This is a genomic window from Allocoleopsis franciscana PCC 7113 (assembly GCF_000317515.1).
Taxonomy (GTDB): domain Bacteria; phylum Cyanobacteriota; class Cyanobacteriia; order Cyanobacteriales; family Coleofasciculaceae; genus Allocoleopsis; species Allocoleopsis franciscana.
This window is the reverse complement of the sequence record NC_019738.1, coordinates 4,803,413-4,822,823: the sequence shown is the minus strand read 5'-3', so window position 1 is coordinate 4,822,823 and position 19,411 is coordinate 4,803,413. Positions and strand designations below refer to the sequence as shown.

Genomic DNA, 19,411 nt, shown 5'->3' with positions numbered 1-19,411 from the left:
GAGCTTAATTTGCGTGAATAATTTCAATTTGACGTTGCAGATACGCCCTAGTTTTTGTTGTATTGCTCTAAAAGCCAGTTTCCGGCTTTATGCATAGCTCTACGTTGTAAGGTTTTTGCTTTACGCTTTAGCGCTGTCGGCCCAATTTTAGACAGGATGAGTTCGGAATAAGATTGTTTTTGGTTGGACTCTTTATGCTTTCCGACTCTTGAACTCGATACATCTGCTGGATCGAAGGCAGAAATAAATTTATCGCGTATCTCTTCAACCGCTTTGATAGCCTGCTCGCGGCATTCCTTCGCTTTTGCTCGTGCTTCTTCGGTTTGACAGTAGTCAAAAGCCTTGTGCAATGCCTCGTCAGTCAGGTCGTCAACTGGAAATACCAAAGGCCAGCCAATAGTTTGTGCCTGACGTAGAACTTTTGCTCCTCCTGAAATGGCATCAATAGCGAGCACAGGAACACTATTTTTGAGCGCTAATGCCGTTCCATGCAAGCGTGTTGTTACTACAAAATCCATGCGGGCAATCATCGATTCTACTTCAGCTGCGGTGCGGAGGTTTGTAGTATTTGGATCGAGACAAGTATCGATAGGCACAGCAACCATTTCTCGCGAAGCGATGAGTCGCTCAATGGCATCATTTGCAACTTGATGCTTGGCTCTACTCCCATATTCATTTTGGGGATGAACCAAGATAATACCTACAACAGGAACCTTCGCTTGGCGAGCAAGGAACGTAATATCCGGACGGGAAGCAGCAGAACTGTCTCGTTCTAGAAGTACGTCGAAAGGATTCCATTCATTAATCGGATCGAGCATTGATAAGTCAAGACCGATCAGGCGAGAATGTGCGAAGCGTTCTAGAAATTCAGTTAGAGGTTGACCGTTACCAAAAGGGCCGCAGACGAACACAACGTGTGAATAATTGTTGGGTTCGACCGAACGCCAATCGACGCCACCCACAAATGGAGGCTCATTAGCAACGTCATAGGTATGACCGGCACGTTCGAGCCATTCACAGGTTAGATCTCGCGCCATTAAATCGCCAGCCGTAACGTTCATGTTCTTGAAACTAAACCAACCAGCCACGAGAGTCTTCATGAAAATATCTCCTGAAAAGAGTGTTTTAGAGATTTGGTCAGCAGGCAAGCTTAAGATAACTTGACTGACCACTTCGAGAGAGACCTTGATTTATAGAGTTCCCGAATTTTGAAAAGAAGGAACAAGAGAAGCTGCAAAATTCAATTGTTTTATACAGCCTTTATCTTTATGGTTTTTCCTCAGCCAATGAGAAGGATGAATGTTTGGCGAAGACATATCTAATAGCCGAGATACTGTAAGCAGGTGGTAAAAGTAGCTGGCAAGTGAGTACGGAGGCAGCTACCCAAAGGATGCCCCATTTAACAGCGACTAGTATAGCGAGTGCGAAAATCATGGTATAAATCAAGCTAAAACGAAGAGTAACATGAGTTTTATTCACCGCAGTTAGGAGAGAATTGGTTGAACTATAAAGGGGATATGAAAGGGCTGAAAGGCAAATGATAGTCAAGATCGGGATAGCACTTACCCACTTTTGACCGAAAATAATTGGCACATAAATTGGAGCTAAACTCGATTGTGCAAGAATGAGGGGAAACATAACCGCCATCGTGGTCTTAAGGCTGCTGAAGAATCTCTGTTTAAGCTGCTTTAAATCTCCACGAACTTCACATAAATGAGGATACAAAGCGGATGTAAACGCACCTAAAACATTCATGCTAATCCCCAAACCAGCATTGAAGGCAAAATAGTAGATACCTAAAGCATCAACTCCGAGGAAATGTCCAATTATTAAGTAATCTATATTACTTCGGAGCTTGGTTAATAATTCCACACCAAGTATGTTTGTACCAAAACGAGCAATTTTCTGCCAATGAGCGAAACTTATAGATTTGGGAGCTCGCCAGGTATGACTTCTCCTACAAATTACGACCCATACTGGAGTTGAAAGAACAATAGGTAACACGATTGCCCACATGCCTAGACCCATGATAGCTAGAGCGATAGTTAGAATGTTCCCGATAAGTGATTGTGTGACATTACATAAAGCAAAGATATTGAGTCGGTTCTCTCGCTGAATTAAAGCCCCCTGAACCAAGAAGAACGGCAGCATTAGATAAACTATAGCTGTCACACAAATAGGTAAAATTAATTGGGTATTGTGATAAAACAAAGCAATCGGAAAAGCTGCCAAACACTGAATAGTAAACAGCGAGCCACATAAAATCCAATTCAGCCAATATGCCGTATTACTGATAACACTAAGCTCTTTTTCATCAGCTTGGATAATTTTAGAGCCGATACCAGACCTGAGGGTAAAAACATTGGAAAATTCATTCGTGGTGAGAACAATTGCTACCAGCCCATAATCCTGAGGAGTAAGTAAGCGAGCTAAAACAACTGTTGTTCCTAAGCGGAAAACGCGATTAGCTAATTCTGCTCCTCCCATCCATCCAAAGTTACGAATAAATTGACCAGATAGTATGTGCCTCAGCTTTTTGAAGATTAGCATTAGTTATTCGTATAGAAGCAGGTATAGATGTGGCAGTGCTGCATCCTGAAAACAGGCAGATTATTTGAAGATATACGTGATATTCCGAGTTTACAGGCAGAACTCAGACGCTACAGTTATAACGTTCCCAACAAGCTTACTTAATAATCAATTTCAGGAGAAAAGTCGTAATTTCCTGAGATCCTGACTAGGTAGGAATTTGGGAGATTCTGTCAGTAAACCAGCGTTATCTCAGTAATAGTCCAACCTCAATAAAATTTTTTTGTTCCTTGACTTCTCAGAAGAAGAACGAAGCCTGTGTTGTGTTCAATCCTTAGATCACCCTGAAACTTTTCCCTTCACTGCTTCGTCATTATCAGATTAACTGAGAATCAGGTACTACCCAAAGACATATTAGCAGATAATCGCGAGCGAGCTTATAAGTATCATTATCTTTACCAAAAATTTATAAATAGTGGTAGCTACTCCGAGCTGAAGTTCGGGTGAGAGACGATTGGCAGCGTGATCAAAACCTGTTGGTATATGCGATCGCTTCAATTATCGCTTTTAAAAGAAGAGATTAAACTAATATAGGTAAAGCCTTCGCCCAAAAGACCTTGGCGTTTTAACCTAAGTGTTTTACCATGCAGGCTTTACCCACGCAAAATCTAACACCTTATAAATATTCTTTGAAGGGAGTAATAAAAGAAGGTTGCTAAACTAGGAGCCTGCACTATTCAAGGGTAGACTAGTGCAAGAAGGCAGTTCGCGTAGCGTTCTCCGTAGGAGTAGAAAGAAGGCAGAAGGCAGAAGGTAAGGACGCTTGTATACTAAGCTTTTTACACCTTTTTGGACTGGTGGGTTATTTCTGCCGCGCTGCACTAGCTGAATTTATGATGGCACAGCCCACCAATGCGCCGACAAAGCCGTTTAGGTTCATGGTACTGCCTCCTACGACTACTTGTTGTAGACAGACTCTGTGGTAGATCTGTTCTGGATGTGGCAAGATTAGTGGTGTAATCTCTCTGAGCAGTAGCTACCTCTCGCTGGTAGCGAGTCCGTTGTTTTCTTTATCAATGTCCGTCTTCAACGTTTTCAATTCCGTTGATTCAGTTAACCTCCTGTTGGCGCTAATTCTCAACCTAAAAAACTCACTTCTGAATTCCGTTGATTTCCTGTGATTATCACTAAAGTCTGAATGGAAACAAAGTCTGAGTTGAACACAGACCACCAATGCTTAACACCAAACCGACTTGGTTGTAATTTGTTGGTACGAGCAGCAGAGACCGCTCCTTCAAACAATCCTGTAAGAGATTATCTAAGTAATAGTACTTATGACAAAACCAACTCTGTTTCGTACCAGAGAAGAGAGACGTTTACGACGAAGCAGTTGTTGCTAATATTTTAAGTGTATTTCGCTTCATTAATGATTCTCACGCAGGTGCATCCTAAAGTTGCACGTATACTGTTCAATCAAGCCTATACAGCTGATTTAACCATTACTTCAGGGAATGCATTTACAAAATCGATATGTACCTCCCACACACTTTTTCACCAAAAATAAAGCTTAATTTTTAGCAATAATGAAGGATTTAACTGAGTTTCCGACAGCCTATAGCTCTTCTGAAAAGTTGCTCAAGACCCAAAGACGCTGGATGCCCTACTTGTTTTTGGGCATGGTTATCAATGGTGCCATCTGGAGTTCAGCTTTATTCTTGATGAAGGTTACGCCACGAACTTACACGAGCGACTGGACTCTTACTTTACCAGGAAACGTATCTTCTACCAACGTCAACCTCCCTAGCTTAGGAGGCGCTTCTTCTCAGGCAACGTCCCCTTATGCTAATCAGTCTCAAGACCCAAGAGAAACCTATAAATTTCTGATCACAAGTGAGCCTGTTTTACAGGCAGCTGCTAAGCAACTAAATATGTCTAAAGAAAAGTTCGGTAAGCCCAAGGTCGCTATAGTAACTAATACTACACTGATGACATTGGAATCCAGGGGAGATACCCCAGAGGAAGCTCAGGAAAAATCCCTTGTACTTTACAACGTCTTTAAAGCAAGACTCAAGGAACTGAGAACTCAAGAAGCTGCTCAACGAGAGGCAGGTGTTCAAGAGGCATTGAAAGAGGCACGCAAAAAGCTAGAAGTTTCTCAGCAAGCTCTTTCTGATTACCAAGTTCGTTCGGGTTTGGCATCCAATACTCAAATTGAGCAACTCTCATCCCAGATTGAAGATTTAAGGAAAAAAAGAGCTGAACTTGTAGCTCAACAACAGCAAAGCAATGCTCGACGTAAGGAGCTAGGAAGCAATTTAAATGTTAATGCTCCGCAAGTAGCAGATGCCTTAATCCTCAAGGCAGACCAGCTATTTCAGCAATATCTAAAAGATTACGTTGAAGCTACTGCTAAGTTAGGCGTTTTAAACACTAAATTCTTAGCATATCATCCATCTGTTGTACAGCAAAAAAGCCTACAGAACTCAGCTAAAGCTGCTCTGTTAGCTCGCAGCCAGTCCCTGTTAGGGTATCCCCTTGACTTGGCAAATCTGGAGCAACTTAATATCGGCGACACCAGTCAAAGCGCCTCCACTCGGGAAATTCTTTTTAAAGAACTGATTACAGCCCAAGTCGAACAGCAAGGACTCCAAGCTAATGCACAAGAACTAGACCGACAAATTTCTCTGCTTGAGGCAAGGCTTAAGAAGCTGACAGAGTACGGGTCTACTTTAGACTCTCTTAAACGAAATATGCAAATTTCTGAAACGGTATTTTCATCCACTGTTGCTAGTTTAGATGCTAACAAATCAAATCTTTTCGGCTCTTATCCAGAGGTTCAACTTCTCACACCACCTAGCTTGCCTGATGTTCCTAAAGCCCCCAAAAAGAAATTGATTTTGATAGGTGCAGCTGCCAGCTCCTTCTTCTGTATAAATGCACTTATACTACTCGGACTGCGTCATAGAATGATGTCAATCGTGATGCATAAATTTGAAAAAAATAGTAATTTTAAATGATTTAATACTTTGACTATTTTAATCTCATTCAATACTTAGTAAAACCAGGAGAATTAAAAAAATTAATTGCATTGCTATAGCTAGGTAATTAGCTTTATTTGTTTAAATTTCGATGAAACAAAATGTAAATATAAATAAAAAAGAATTTGGTATCTTAATGAAGCCTCAGAACTTTGCTGAAAAAGTAGTTTGGTATTTACTAATCGGAACATACGGGCTGTATTTCATTGGAGGTCAGTTTATCATAATACCTGCAATGGCTTGGGTTTTGACTTTCTATCTGGGGTTTAAATGTTGGAGCCAAACAGAAAAAACTCCGGACGCAGAAAAAATTACCATTCCCTTTGGAGTTTGGTTATGGATCATTGGGATGTTAATTTTGGAAGTTGGTCTAATTCAAAGTTATTCAGACTTTGATATGGGATGGGGGCAAATTATTAACGGCACCGTATTTCAATGGGCAAGGCAAACAGCCATGATGGCATTATTCCCTCTGATTGGTTGCCTAAATATTCGACCAAAATTAATTTATAGGGCAGTCTGTATTGTCTGCCTTCAGAGTTTAATTTTCATCCCAATTGGCTATTTTGCAGGTATAGTCCGTATGCCTGAATATTTATACTATTCTCCTCTGCGAATTATTGGACGTGGTGGAGAAATATTCTATGCTGTCGCTCTATACAATATTGATTCTGATACTAAGGCAATCCGTTTGCAGTTGTTTACACCTTGGGCTCCAGCTTTAGCTTTAGTCGCTTGCGTCTATTTCTTTATTGCCTGTCAAGAATCTGATAGAAAGTGGCGTTGGATAGGCATGATTGGTTCTATAGCTATGTGCTTGGTAACACAGTCACGGCTGGGGGTCATATGTTTGCCTATTGTTTTTTTACTCAGTTCTTTTTTAACAAATTTTATGCGACCCATTACACATATATTAGCAGGAATATTAAGTTTATTTGGAGGCCTTTTTTCCCCCTGGATTATTGATGGAATTGAAACTTTCAAGGCAGCTTTTAATGGTGCTAGAGCAAGCTCTACAAAAGTGAGAAGTAATTTAAAAGAAATCGCTATATATCGTTGGAAGATGGAAGCCCCCATTTGGGGACATGGTGAACTTGATCCAGGTCCCAAAGTTGTGGAAAATATGCCTATTGGCTCTCACCACACTTGGGCTGGTCTTCTATATATGAGGGGATTGGTAGGCTTTATTGCTTTTGCGATTCCATTCTTATGGAGCTTCATAGAGCTACTAATCAAGGCGCAAAAGAGCAGAACTGCCAAGGCTGGTTTAGATGTAGTGTTGGTTTTATTTCTCTTTACTTTTGCGGAAAATATAGACACTTTGAGTTATCTATTTTGGCCTGGATTAGTAATCATGGGTCTTGGATTTAAGAAAACAGTGAAGTTCCGCGATTTATTCATAACTACTGAACAAGTGAAATCCTCAATGCATACCCTTTCTAATGTTTTAGATGATAAATCCTACGAGAAATCCTGATTTGCTACTCTTTACCTATCTCAGGTCAGCACTTCCCCCAATCCCTTAATAAGAGCATCATTCTGCTCCGGCGTCCCAACCGTAATCCGTAACTTATCCATTAGCTGGGGCTGATTGAAATATCGAACTAAGATTCCCCTTTCCTTCAGGCTTTTATACAGAAATTCTGCATTACCCTCAGGGAACTGCGCTAATAAAAAATTAGCTTGTGACGGCAAGACATGAAACCCCAATTTCTGGAGGTCATCTGCCATCTGGGCACGCGAGACCTTAATCATATTCGCATTGGTATTTTTGTGGTCTTGATCTGCGATCGCAGCTGCACCCACTGCACAAGCCACCGCATCCACGTTATAACTATCTTTGACTTTAATCAACCCTTCCAGCAGTGCCGGGTTAGCCACACCAAAGCCCAATCTCAATCCAGCTAATGAATACCCCTTCGACAGTGTTCTCAAGATAATTACGTTGTCGTACTTCTTCACGACTTCTAAGGCATTTGTTTCCGCAAAATCGACATACGCCTCATCAATCACCAGCACCCCCGATAAATGCGCCGCCAGTTTCTCCAACTGCTCTACCGATGCCACCGTACCCGAAGGGCTATTAGGAGAGGCAACAAAGGTGACAGCACCTTGAGCTTCAATTAACGATTCAACGGGTAAAGTGTAGTTCTCCTGATAGGGAACTTCCACAAATTCGGCTCCCTGGATCTGCGTCAGAGTGCGGTATAGTACATAAGTCGGCATGGGATAGACAACCCGTTGCCCTGGCTCCGAACAGGCACGGATAATCATGGTTAAGAGATCATCGCTACCGTTGCCCACCAAAATCCAGTCCGCAGGTACTCCCAACACCTGACTTGCCGCTTCACGGAAAGCACCCGCCATGGGATCGGGATAGCGGCGCAAAAGCTCTCCCTCTAGTTCCCGTAGTACCTGCAACGCCGCAGGTGATGGAGGATAGGGATTTTCATTGGTGTTCAACTTAATCACTTGAGTGCCTGGTAGCGGCTGCTCACCAGGCACATAACCGGACATGGCGTTGATATTGGGTCTAAAGAAAGTCATGAAACGACAAGTTGACTGAGCGGTGGTTACAAATTGGTAGCGCAGTTTACATTTTTCCATCTATGGATGTCAACTCCATAATGGACTATTTTTTCTAAAGTCACCACCTTTGTCTCGATATTGTTAAGATTAGTTAACTTAAAGGAATAACCGTTACATTAATGGCTACTGCTCTGATTACTGGTGCTTCCTCAGGTATTGGTGCCGCCTTCGCCAAAGCACTGGCGGCAAGCCAAACGAATTTGGTCTTGGTGGCTCGTTCCCAGGACAAACTAGACTCCCTCGCTCAACAATTGCAGGAGCAGTACCCGATTCAGGTAGAAGTCTGGGTGCAAGACCTTGCTATACCGGGCGCTGCCACCCGTGTATTTGAAGCCGTCAGTGAAAAAAATTTAGCCATCGACTTACTGATCAACAATGCGGGCTTTGGTGACTATGGCCTTTTTAGCGAAAGTTCACTCGCTACGCAACTAGAGATGATACAAGTCAACATCTCAGCCTTAGTAGAGCTGACTTATCAATTTTTACCACAGATACAGCAGCGACGTGGCACTATCATCAATATCTCTTCGATCGCAGGTTTTCAACCCCTGCCTTACATGTCTGTATACGCCGCCACAAAAGCGTTTGTCTTAAGTTTCAGCGAAGCCCTCTGGGCTGAGAATCGGGAAAAAGGCGTAAAAATTATGGCTGTTTGCCCAGGCCCCACGAAGACTGACTTTTTTGATCGGGCTGGATTCGCTCAACTCTCTAGTGCCACTTCACAAAATCAGCATTCCGCTTCCGCTGAAGACGTGGTGCAAGAAACGCTCAAAGCGTTGCAAGTAGATACGTCCAACGTCGTTACGGGTGGATTAAGGAAGAAAATAATCGTTAATCTGCCACGATTTTTTCCCAGAGATATGCTCTTGAAGTTTGTAGAACAGCAGTTTCGTCCCAGTCGGTGACATGCCTTGCCCAAAAATATTAAGACAACGGCTTAGGAAGATGTGACATGAACCCAACGTTTTCAGTCCTGAGTCGCTAAGGAAGAATTCCTCGCCACTCAGGACTCTTTTGGTTGATTAGCTTAAAACCCTAATTTTTCCAAAAGGGGTTGTGTGGAAACAATATGTTTGCTTAAACCCAACTGTTTTGGACTAATACCCAGCGCTAAAGCTACCAACTGAGGTAAGTGCAGCACTGGCAACCCCAGTTTTTGCCCGATCGCACTTTCGACTTCTGGTTGACGGGAATCCAGGTTAAGGTGACACAAGGGACAGGGAGTCACCATGCAATCGGCACCCGCCTCCATCGCTTCCTGAATATGCGTCCCTGCCATCTTAAAGGCTTGCTTGGTGGCATAGCTCGAAATAGGCCAACCACAACACTGAGTTCGACCTCGATAATAAACGGGAGTTGCTCCCACCGCCCGAAATAGATTCTCCATCGACTCTGGGTTAAAGGGATCATCAAAGGGAATCGTCGTTTGTCCCCTCAACAAATAACAGCCATAAAATGCGGCACACTTTAGCCCACTCAGCTTACGGGTAACCCGTTCTTGCAGGGCTTCGAGTCCGTAATCCCCCACTAACGCCCACAGCAAATGCTTGACTTCACTACTTCCTTTGTAAGGAGAACAGCCCTCTTTTTTGAGAAATCCATTAACCTCGTCAATATAACCTGGGTCTGTCTCTTGGAATTCCTTTAACCGCTCATCCACATGACCAATCACCCCCTGACAAGTGCTGCAATGGGTGAGAAGCGGCAGATTCAGTTCCTCGGCTAGGGCAATGTTACGGGCATTAACGGTGTCTTCGAGTAACTGAGAATCTTCTTTGAAGGTGCCAGAACCACAACAGGACGCTTTTTTCAGTTCAATCAGTTCAATGCCGAGTGCCTGGGTGAGTACGGAGGTAGAGATATAAAGCTCCCGACAGGCTCCTTGAGCCACACATCCGGGAAAGTAAGCGTATTTGAGCGTGCTAGATGCCATAGCAATTGATGTATTAGGCTTTGTTAATCTCAGGTAATTCTTCGATCTTCAGGGATATGGGCGGCTCACTGCCCGATAACACCTGTTTTTTTAAACTCTAGACCTTCATGACCTGTTAAAAGCCATGAATCTGGATGTATACCTCAATCTCAGAACACTCCAATTAATTTAGAGCCGGTTATTTGTGTAAAGTTTTATTATAACAAAGCTCTATAAGTTTCAGGCTGGATCACTATCTTTAGATATCAAAACGAATACCGCATTATTATTAGATTATGAACAGTAGTCTAGCTCGTCTGGCAGACACATGGACGCCGTTAATTGTGCAATATAAAACAGCCGGGGATTTACTATTATCTTCAGATAAGGCTGAGGCCGTAGTGCTTCCTGCAACATTTCTTTATCGTCAGTGCATAGAATTGCTCTTAAAGCGACACATTCTAATTTTCCTAGAAATCCTTCAACTCCCTTTTGCAGAGTTTGCTCAAAACTATCAAAAAAAGCATTCTTTAAACACTCTGTTTAGGGGTTTTCAACAGTTAGCTGAACAGTTGGGAAATTGCAAACAAGCTCCGGAGCATGTGGCGCTGGCAATTACTTACTTCCAGAACCTTGACCCCGATTCAGTGTCGTTACGGTATCCTCTACGCAGTGATGGCTCCGTGTTGCAAGTGACTCTGACTCAGGAAACACTTCACACTGTGCGATCGCATATTAAACAAATCGCCGCTTTTTTTAACGAGCAATATGCTGTTTTGAAAGCTCAATTCAACTCATAGATAACCGATCAAACTCATGGCGGCTTTCCCCCAATTGTAGTACTAACACAATCTGATTATTGCTCACTTTTCTGGAATAGGGACTATGACACAAGACATCCCTCCATTCCCCTCTCTTCCCATCTCCTCATCTCCCCATTTTGTGGTTGAAGAAATCCGAGTCCGTGGCACTGTTCAGGGGGTAGGATTTCGTCCGAAGGGGCTTGTGCAGCCTATTACAAGTATGGTCGTCTCTCTACACTGACTAAAATTTCCATGCCAACTCGCTAACTCATTTGGAAATAGGGAATTTAGCCCATGGATAAACTGTATAAGTTACCCGATAGTCTTCCAGTTCCAAGACGGGACGGTAACTATCTTTTAGCAAAGCAAAAAACTTAGATTAAAGATACAAGTGAAGACCAATCAAATTGAAGAGATTTACAACTATCTGAAACTATCAGACTCTGTAGCAACAGGCGGGCAACCGACTGAAGCGCAACTCTCGCTCATTAAAGAAGCTGGTTACCAAGTGGTTGTTAATCTTGCACGTTCAGACTCTCCTAGGGCAATACCTAACGAGCAAGCAATTGTTGAATCTCTGGGAATGCAGTATGCATCTATCCCTGTGGATTGGGAAAACCCAACTCTTGAGGACGTTGCCTGTTTTTTTAGCGTCATGGAAGCGAGCGCAACTCAACCTGTGTTCGTCCACTGTGCGGCTAATATGAGAGTCTCGGCGTTCATGTATCTTTATCGCCTAATTCACCAAGGGATGAGTGACGAACAAGCCAAAAGCGATTTAGAGAAAATTTGGTCTCCCAATGATACCTGGCAGGCGTTTATCCAGCAGGCGCTCAAGCATTACCAGCACCTCTCCCTACATCAAGAGGTAGGCGCTGCATACTTTACCTCTTATGATTAAGGATTGGAGCGTAGGTTGTCTGGTTATGCGATCGCCCTTTTAGACTCGGACAGCTCAAACAGCGCTCTAATCAGGCATTCCCAGGATTACCCGGTCAGGTGCAGCCTCACAATTGATTAAAAAATGTATGATGTGGGCACAGGAGAATGGGAAAATATAATAAAATTAGGCAATAATTTAGTCATAAGCTGCTCAACCTTTAATTTGGCGACTTAAAGTCAGTACAGCTCAACTAGCAAAGCGTTTCGGATTCTCAAGTAGGCCAGTTAAATGCCAAGCCGCTTAGAACTTGCTCAATTCCTCAGATCCTATACTTAAGTTCTTGCAGTCATTCATGCCTGTCGAACAAAAAACAGCCAATCGTAACCTACCCCTGATCAACGAACAAATCCGTTTTCCTCAAATTCGAGTGATCGATACTGACGGGACTCAACTGGGGATTATGTCGTCTAGGGATGCCTTGCAGATCGCACAAGATAAAGAAATGGATCTCGTGCTCGTGGGTGACAACAAAGAGTTACCTGTTTGCCGAGTGATGGACTATGACAAGTGGAAATATCAGCAGTCCAAAAAAATCGGCAAAGCGCGACCCACGGTTCTCAAAGAAGTGAAGATGAGTTATAACATCGCAGAACACGACTACCAAGTGCGTGTCGCTCAATCTGAACGTTTTCTCAAAGGCGGAGATAAAGTCAAGACCACCATTCTACTTAAAGGACGGGAAATTCAACACATTGACTTAGCTGAGGTGCGGCTCAAGCAGATGTCTGTAGATTTACAGGAAGTCGCCGATCTTGAGCAACCCCCTAAACGAGAAGGGAACAGAATGACGATGCTTCTTTCTCCGAAAACCTCGAAGAAGAAGAAGTAAATGCAGTCAGGGATGGGGTGTGTTACTTCGGTAATGCACCCTACCAAGATGGGGTGTTCAAGGTAATTGATTTGAACACCCAATGCAATGACACAGCCGTTACGGTTACAACCAAAGCGGAGAGAGTTGGAGTCCCTACAAGAGTACTCCAACCCCCAATAACTGGAATACCACCAATAATGATAGCCAGTCCCAGAGCCAATCCGGCAGCGGTAGCGGGTTGTTGAGGCATCATCTGTGCGGTTGCAGCTAGAGTGATAGGAATGCTGGACTGAAGTAGCGCCAAACTCAACAGCAGAGTCAAGGGATTTTGTCCGCCCAATAAAAGTAGAAGTGTGGCAACAGTGAAAGTCCCTGCTATCCAGCGCCGCCATCCCCATCGCTGTGCAAGAATCGCACCAAAGACTTTGGCAATGGCTGCCGCAACCGCTAAGGCGAGAATAAAGTGTAGATGAGTTTGTAGTACAAACTGGAAGCTAGTCCAGACCGTGGAGATGAGTGCGATCGCAACAAGCAGCACCAGCATCACCCAGTCATCGGATTTGGAATTTGGGATTTGGAATTTGGGATTGGAGTGAGGAGATCTCGGCAAGTTAATTAAGGCAATGACACCGATCATTACCCCAAGCAGCAGTACTAATGGCACCGTAACGGAGTAACCCGTCAATCCCAAAACGCCGCCCACAGCCAACCCGACTGCCCCCGGTGCCGCAAAAAATCCAGGGCCAGTAGTACGATTAGGAGTGGCAGATAATGCCAAACTCCCTCCACCGACATGAAAGGCAGCAGAACCCATTCCTGCCAACACGACAGCTAGCTGCGATTGCCAACCCGCTACAACTAACGCCAACAATAACAAGAACAATCCTAGCAATACCGATTCGCGAGGGCGTTTTAGGTGATCTGTCAATATCCCTGCCAAAGGCTGATAACCAAAACCCAGGATGTTATAGAGGATAATTAGCCAGCTTGCCTGCTCTAAAGACATGGTGCGCGGTAAACTACCCAGTAAAAACCCGGCGGCGGCATCAGCAACACCGTGAGAGATACCAAGAATAACGGCAAGAGAAATCGCAGAAAGACAGATAACCTTTGGGTTCAAGTGAGAGTCACTCTGAGTTGTATCTCGTTCAAATCGTTGATTTTTCATCATTTATAGCTGAGTTTAGAAGCGATTTAACAACTCTTTAGAAGAATTAGGAGGACATTGCAAATTATCATTAATCAATTGAGGCATCTCAGGAGGTTGCCTGGATGGATTATTGGTTTTACAAACGCCAGTAATGAATTGAGGCTCGGCTGTTTTAGTCTTATTTTTAACAACAAATACGGCGGCGATATAACTACTAAGATTATTTGATTTTGCCGTGGCTGTAATAGTCGCTTTTCTTTGGTCACCCTGAGTTTCATATCGATGAAAATTATTTTCTTTTATCTGTATAAAACCTATTGATTCTAAGTCTTTAGCAGAAGCAAAACGGTCATTTTCCACATAGAAATCTTGTTGCACTCGCAAATAAGTGGGTATCGACATTCTCAGCTCAAAGCTTGCCCGTGCAGGATTGGCTGTAGAAAACCAACTAGAATTGAGTGTTACGGGGAGAAGCACAAAGAGAAATATTGTGTAACTAGCTAAGTTACTCCAAAAAGAAGCTACCATTAGTTCTAATTTGGAAAGATTATACCTCGTTTTCAGAAAAGGAGTGTATATAATTGACTCAATTAAAAAAGAAAGGAACAAACTAATGGGTAAAACCAGAAAAGTAACAACCGGGCTAGGGGCAATTAGTGGGTTATAGATGAGAGGTATTCCTAAAATTGAAGTAGCAATATTGGCAACTAACACAACAATTAATAATCGAGGAAAACTAACTCCAATTTTCAACACTAGATTGAAAAACCCCCAAAAAATTAGCATCTCGACTGGAATTATGCTGAGAAAAATAAATACATTACCAGTCGTTGATAAAATTAAAGGAGCCGCTATATTAGCAAGGAGTAATCCAGGCATTTTCTTCTCCGTGATGTACGAAAAATATTCTACTGAGGTATCGAAAGTAGAACAGTAGGGAGTTGGAGTGCGATCGCTTTTCCTTCCATCTACACCTTCCTAACCCTCAATATCTCTCAAGATAGAGAACTTATGCAGCAACCGGGTGATGGCAAAGCCAAATAGAAGAAATTCCTAGAATTGATCTAGACGATATTCGGCACGTACCCCCTAACCCCCTCTCTGGCAACGAGAGAAAAGATGTAGCTAAAAACAACAGCTTTAATCTGAGGGGACTTTATACTAACGGTCTAACACGGATTTAAACTCTATGACCGACCAACATCCCCTATTTCAAAAAGTCGAACAAGCAAGACGCCGTCGCGGTAAAGTCCGCGATACCGAAATCACCCTAGCCCATAGCAGTGGGGGTAAGGCGATGCGCGATTTAATTACCGAGAATTTGCTAACAAATAATAACAAAAGTATAGATTTAAATTTTATAAACTTAACGGTGAGAAGCTTACATCTATCACGAATCCGGAAACCAGTGAAGTCTCTAAAATTAAGACAGAACATGTGGAATTTGATGTTGAGCGTTGCTTGGAATACGCCAAACAGGTCAATCCTAATGTTCAAATTTTCCAAGTTTCTGCAAAAATGGGAGAAGGTTTAGAACATTGGTATGCGTGGTTGAATTCTCACTTTAATGCGATTTTGTCACCAGTCGTTAGGCTGTAATTCGCCTAGATTTAAGCTCGTATCGTAATTCTGCTTTTGGCTACCCACGGCATACTCAACAGTTTGTGGATAGTTTGGGAGAATGTGCGATCGCCTACGGCTTTATTCAAAGCGGATAGCAACACAGAACGATTTGCAGCATTCTTAAGTTCGCTACCAACCCCGCCCGGAACTTAAGTTCTGGGCTAATACATAAAGTCCACTTTAGTGGACTGAAATTTTTGTATAGTCAAACCAATTCTTTATGAAGACACGCCCAATAAAGCACAGCTAATACTTGCGATCGCAAGAGATGGTGGGTCAATCATTAAGCGCATTGTTACAGAGAAACCTATTAGTATTAAGCTCTCTGTATTTAGTCCTCTTGACTAGGACTTGATCTATAAGCCAGGGACTTACGTCCCTGGCGGGTGAGTAGCTAGGTGCAAGATACGAATTAAACAATCCCTCCATCCATCCCCACCCTCAACGCATGTAGTATATCTGTAGTATGATTGAGAATATTGCCCTGCAAACGGCAACTATCTATCCATTACCCTGGCATAACAAGGAGCCAGTCCTATGATTCCCCGAACTAATATCCGAAACATTGGAATCTCTGCCCACATCGACTCTGGAAAGACAACACTGTCCGAGCGGATTCTCTACTACACGGGCAAAATCCACAAAATTGAAGAAGTTCGGGGGGGTGGTGCTGGTGCCACAATGGACTTCATGCAGTTAGAGCAAGAAAAAGGCATTACGATTACCTCTGCTGCCACCACTTGCTTCTGGCATGACACCCAAATCAACCTGATCGACACTCCCGGACACGTAGACTTCACCATTGAAGTTGAGCGTGCTTTGCGGGTTCTCGATGGTGCGATTATGGTGCTGTGTGCGGTGGCGGGTGTTCAGTCGCAATCAATTACAGTAGATCGGCAGATGAAGCGCTACCGGGTGCCGCGTATTGCCTTCATTAATAAGATGGATCGGGTGGGTGCCAATCCCTTCCGCGTGGTGCAAGCGCTTCGAGATAAGCTGAGTTTGAACGCTATACCCCTTCAGTATCCCATCGGTATAGAGGACAAGTTTGAGGGCGTCATCGATTTAATTGAGATGACGGCAAGCTATTTTGCTGGAGAAAAAGGCGAAGAACACCTGATTCTACCGATTCCTGCTAACCTGCGGAGTGAGGCAGAAGAGGCGCGGGAGAAAATGCTCGATCGCCTTTCCATGTTCTCAGAACCGATGATGGAGAAGCTGGTTGAGGGCGAAGACGTTCCCAAGGAGATGATTTGGGAAACCATTCGCAAAGCAACATTAACTCTGGAATTGACACCCGTGCTCATGGGTTCAGCTTACAAAAATAAAGGGGTGCAAAACCTGCTGGATGCCGTTGCGTTCTACCTGCCATCACCGGAAGATCGGGAAGTGGTAAAGGCGATCGACACCAAAACAAATGAGTCGGTTCATGTCTATCCTGACCCAGATGGCCCACTTGTGGCGCTCACGTTCAAACTAACCGATGAGGAAACCGGACAGCTAACCTACACTCGCATCTACTCCGGCACACTCCGTAAAGGGGATACCCTCTACAATACCCGGACGGGTCGGCGGCTGCGGATTGGGCGATTTGTGCGGATGCACGCTAACCACCGACAAGAGATTGCAGAAGCGACAGTGGGTGATATTGTGGCACTGATTGGTGTGGACTGTGCTTCTGGGGATACCCTTTGTTCGCAAGGAAACCTCTCCCTAGAAGGAATGTTTGTACCAGAACCCGTGATTACCCTTAGTGTTACCCCCAAGCATCAAGAGGATGCGGATCGGATGTCGAAAGCGCTGAATCGCTTTATGCGTGAAGATCCAACGTTCCGGGTGAGTGTTGACCCAGAATCCAACGAAACCCTGATTTCGGGGATGGGTGAACTGCATCTCGACATCTATATTGAGCGGATGAAGCGGGAATACAATGCGGAGGTTTATGCGGGTGCGCCTGCTGTAGCATACCGCGAAACCATCTCACAAGCTGGAAAGTTCGACTATACGCTCAAGAAGCAGACAGGAGGTTCCGGGGATTTCGCTCATGTCACAGGTCGAATTGAACCGTGCGATCAGCCGTTTGTGTTCGAGAAGCGGGTGGTTGGGGGTGCCATTCCCACCCAATTTATTCCCGCCTGTGAGAAGGGGTTCCGTGATGCGCTCAGCAGTGGACTTCTCATTGGTTACCCGGTGACTGGGGTTAAGGTGATTCTGGAAGGAGGTTCGTACCACCCAGTTGATTCGTCGGAACTGGCATTCCGGGTTGCAGCCAAGCATGGCTTCGAGCAAGCCTTTGCAATGGCTAAGCCAATTATCCTGGAACCGATTATGCTCGTGGACGTGGAAACACCGAACGAGTATGTGGGACGGATACAAGGCGATTTATCCTCTCGGCGTGGCTTGGTGCTGGGTTCTCAGACGATGGAAGGGTATGCGGTGATTCGTGCTGAAGTGCCACTGAAGGAAATGTTCGGGTACTCAATGACGGTGCGATCGCTCACTTCGGGACAAGCTAACTTTACGATGGAGTTTGCCACTTATCGCGCAGTTCCATCTAGCCAACAAGCACAGCTAACCGCAAAAGGCGTTAGGTAAGCTTATAGATGCCCGACTTCTTGGAGAAGTCGGGCATCTCGTCTGCAACCTTACCCGATTTTTCCTACTCAAGGCGATCGCTTAATTCATTACCTCTTGTTCAATCAGTCCCTTCCACAGCAAGTAACCTTGCCCATTCAAATGGATACCATCTGTGGTGTATTGAGCATCTAATTGATTATTACTATCTAAAAAGTCAGAGAACAAATCAATATAATTGAACGATAATTTTTGGGCTAAATCTCTCAATCTATTATTTAAATTAATAATATTATTGTTGACTCCTATGTTCGGGTATTTTTGATTGTTTACAGGTAGAACGCTCTGGACAAAAACTTTTGTTTTTGGGCTTTCTTTTTGAAGGATATTTAAAAGGTCTTGGTAATTATTAAATGTCTCATCAATGCTACTTCCTTTAGTTAAATCATTGATTCCAATCATAATAAATATTTTTTGAGGCTGGGATTCAACGACTTCATGAATTCGATTTAAAATACCCTTCGTTGTATCCCCAGAAATTCCTCGATTTTTGATACGAACATTTTTAAATAATTCTTGCCATTCACAGGCATCCGTAATGCTATCTCCCAAAAAAACAATGTCTGCTTCTGATTGGGGTAAAATCTTGAAGTGGTTTTTTCTAATCCGGTAGTAAGGAGTATCATACATAAACGTTGCTCTCATTTCAGGAGTTTGCAAGAAAGAAAGTTGACGAATTAGATAATCAATTCCACCTTTTGAATATACTAAGATACTACCTGCTCCTAAAATTAGGAGATTAAATAGTATCGAAAACAGCATGACAATTTTAACCATTGTTTTATTGCTAGTATGTCAAAAATCCACACAAGAATCCGCTAATCCATAAATCGCTAATTACCCGTAATAACATCTCTGTCGAGGAATAAATATAAAATATCACTCTAGCCGTTCTAATTCAATTGTGAAAATATCTCTTTTTTTTCTCTCTGGGTCTGGAGTGGTATCCTTTGGCAAACCTCTAGGTGTCTATGTTTCACCATAAACTCCAATGACCAGCAAAATTTTCGGGGGCTTAAAACCGACGCTACGCGCTAGGCAGACGGCAACCTTTTGTTGTGGAGAAAAAGTTCTGTGTAAAGAGTAGGGGGAACATGATAGCGGAAGCGTCTATTACCCTGGAAATTCCCAGTCGGATAGGTTCATCCCTACAACACAAAAGAAATATCATCAACTACAGAAATTCGTCCCTTACGCACGGCATAAAGGAGTCGATTGATCACGCAGAGTTCATCATCTAAAAGCGACTCTTCCAAGAGTGCCGCCATTAGCCCATAACGGTCAGCCTGCGTTAGACGACCAGAAACACTGGCAGTAGCAAATAGCTCATAGAGGGCTGTGGGTAATAGTTTTACAGATGTCATCGATCGACTATAGAA

At 43.5% G+C, this 19,411-nt stretch carries 17 protein-coding genes and 1 pseudogene; 10 read left to right on the top strand and 8 right to left on the bottom strand.

The genetic code is table 11. The features are described from left to right. Nucleotides 1-47: 47 nt before the first annotated feature. Nucleotides 48-1,100 (bottom strand): polysaccharide pyruvyl transferase family protein, encoded by a 1,053-nt coding sequence (locus tag MIC7113_RS33610; protein ID WP_015183967.1) that lies wholly within the window; start codon nt 1,098-1,100, stop codon nt 48-50. Between the two features lie 166 nt (nt 1,101-1,266). Continuing rightward, on the bottom strand, nt 1,267-2,550 hold the full coding sequence (locus MIC7113_RS19880; RefSeq protein ID WP_015183966.1) for a lipopolysaccharide biosynthesis protein: 1,284 nt from the start codon (nt 2,548-2,550) through the stop codon (nt 1,267-1,269). A 1,562-nt stretch (nt 2,551-4,112) separates the two neighbouring features. Here MIC7113_RS19880 and MIC7113_RS19875 point away from each other — a divergent pair. Together MIC7113_RS19875 and MIC7113_RS19870 are read left to right on the top strand one after the other, a co-directional pair. Next, nucleotides 4,113-5,546, top strand: a complete 1,434-nt coding sequence (locus tag MIC7113_RS19875) for a GumC family protein (protein WP_015183965.1) — start codon at nt 4,113-4,115, stop codon at nt 5,544-5,546. Between the two features lie 112 nt (nt 5,547-5,658). Then, a complete protein-coding gene (locus tag MIC7113_RS19870; protein WP_015183964.1) occupies nt 5,659-7,044 on the top strand; it encodes an O-antigen ligase family protein in 1,386 nt (461 codons plus the stop codon). Nucleotides 7,045-7,064: 20 nt separating this feature from the next. On the opposite strand, the gene hisC is transcribed toward MIC7113_RS19870, so the two are convergent. After that, complete coding sequence (gene hisC, locus MIC7113_RS19865; protein ID WP_041781054.1) at nt 7,065-8,114, bottom strand: histidinol-phosphate transaminase; 1,050 nt, start codon at nt 8,112-8,114, stop codon at nt 7,065-7,067. Nucleotides 8,115-8,275: 161 nt separating this feature from the next. Between hisC and MIC7113_RS19860 the strand changes: the two genes are divergently transcribed. After that, the gene (locus tag MIC7113_RS19860) at nt 8,276-9,061 is read left to right on the top strand and encodes an SDR family NAD(P)-dependent oxidoreductase (protein ID WP_015183962.1); all 786 of its coding nucleotides are present in this window, start codon (nt 8,276-8,278) and stop codon (nt 9,059-9,061) included. 122 nt (nt 9,062-9,183) lie between these two features. On the opposite strand, the gene MIC7113_RS19855 is transcribed toward MIC7113_RS19860, so the two are convergent. Further along, on the bottom strand, nt 9,184-10,089 hold the full coding sequence (locus MIC7113_RS19855) for a CoB--CoM heterodisulfide reductase iron-sulfur subunit B family protein (RefSeq protein ID WP_015183961.1): 906 nt from the start codon (nt 10,087-10,089) through the stop codon (nt 9,184-9,186). Between the two features lie 275 nt (nt 10,090-10,364). Between MIC7113_RS19855 and MIC7113_RS19850 the strand changes: the two genes are divergently transcribed. The 4 genes from MIC7113_RS19850 to infC all read left to right on the top strand — a co-directional run bounded on the left by MIC7113_RS19850 (nt 10,365) and on the right by infC (nt 12,643). Next, nucleotides 10,365-10,868 carry a hypothetical protein gene (locus MIC7113_RS19850; RefSeq protein ID WP_015183960.1) on the top strand — a complete coding sequence of 168 codons (504 nt, stop codon included), beginning with the start codon at nt 10,365-10,367 and terminating at the stop codon, nt 10,866-10,868. A gap of 85 nt (nt 10,869-10,953) precedes the next feature. Continuing rightward, the gene (locus MIC7113_RS37730) at nt 10,954-11,112 is read left to right on the top strand and encodes a hypothetical protein (RefSeq protein ID WP_015183959.1); all 159 of its coding nucleotides are present in this window, start codon (nt 10,954-10,956) and stop codon (nt 11,110-11,112) included. A gap of 150 nt (nt 11,113-11,262) precedes the next feature. Next, complete coding sequence (locus MIC7113_RS19845; RefSeq protein WP_015183958.1) at nt 11,263-11,772, top strand: protein tyrosine phosphatase family protein; 510 nt, start codon at nt 11,263-11,265, stop codon at nt 11,770-11,772. A gap of 334 nt (nt 11,773-12,106) precedes the next feature. After that, a complete protein-coding gene (gene infC, locus MIC7113_RS19840) occupies nt 12,107-12,643 on the top strand; it encodes a translation initiation factor IF-3 (RefSeq protein WP_015183957.1) in 537 nt (178 codons plus the stop codon). A 40-nt stretch (nt 12,644-12,683) separates the two neighbouring features. Here the strand turns inward: infC and MIC7113_RS19835 are convergent, their stop codons facing one another. Both MIC7113_RS19835 and MIC7113_RS19830 read right to left on the bottom strand, forming a co-directional pair. Then, the gene (locus MIC7113_RS19835; protein WP_015183956.1) at nt 12,684-13,796 is read right to left on the bottom strand and encodes an MFS transporter; all 1,113 of its coding nucleotides are present in this window, start codon (nt 13,794-13,796) and stop codon (nt 12,684-12,686) included. Nucleotides 13,797-13,808: 12 nt separating this feature from the next. After that, on the bottom strand, nt 13,809-14,654 hold the full coding sequence (locus MIC7113_RS19830; RefSeq protein ID WP_015183955.1) for a type IV pilin-like G/H family protein: 846 nt from the start codon (nt 14,652-14,654) through the stop codon (nt 13,809-13,811). A gap of 310 nt (nt 14,655-14,964) precedes the next feature. Between MIC7113_RS19830 and MIC7113_RS39040 the strand changes: the two are divergent. The 3 genes and pseudogenes from MIC7113_RS39040 to fusA form a co-directional block, all read left to right on the top strand. After that, nucleotides 14,965-15,093: pseudogene (locus MIC7113_RS39040) on the top strand (hydrogenase expression/formation protein HypE); the annotation flags it as partial. A gap of 317 nt (nt 15,094-15,410) precedes the next feature. Beyond that, nucleotides 15,411-15,551: a hypothetical protein gene (locus MIC7113_RS36680; RefSeq protein WP_155898055.1), complete on the top strand. Its 141-nt coding sequence runs from the start codon at nt 15,411-15,413 to the stop codon at nt 15,549-15,551. A gap of 384 nt (nt 15,552-15,935) precedes the next feature. After that, the gene (gene fusA, locus MIC7113_RS19820; RefSeq protein WP_015183953.1) at nt 15,936-17,993 is read left to right on the top strand and encodes an elongation factor G; all 2,058 of its coding nucleotides are present in this window, start codon (nt 15,936-15,938) and stop codon (nt 17,991-17,993) included. Between the two features lie 81 nt (nt 17,994-18,074). On the opposite strand, the gene MIC7113_RS19815 is transcribed toward fusA, so the two are convergent. Together MIC7113_RS19815 and MIC7113_RS19810 are read right to left on the bottom strand one after the other, a co-directional pair. Beyond that, entirely contained in the window at nt 18,075-18,809 is a 735-nt protein-coding gene (locus tag MIC7113_RS19815) for a GDSL-type esterase/lipase family protein (RefSeq protein WP_015183952.1), read from the bottom strand. A gap of 371 nt (nt 18,810-19,180) precedes the next feature. After that, a complete protein-coding gene (locus MIC7113_RS19810; protein WP_015183951.1) occupies nt 19,181-19,396 on the bottom strand; it encodes a hypothetical protein in 216 nt (71 codons plus the stop codon). Nucleotides 19,397-19,411 lie beyond the last annotated feature (15 nt).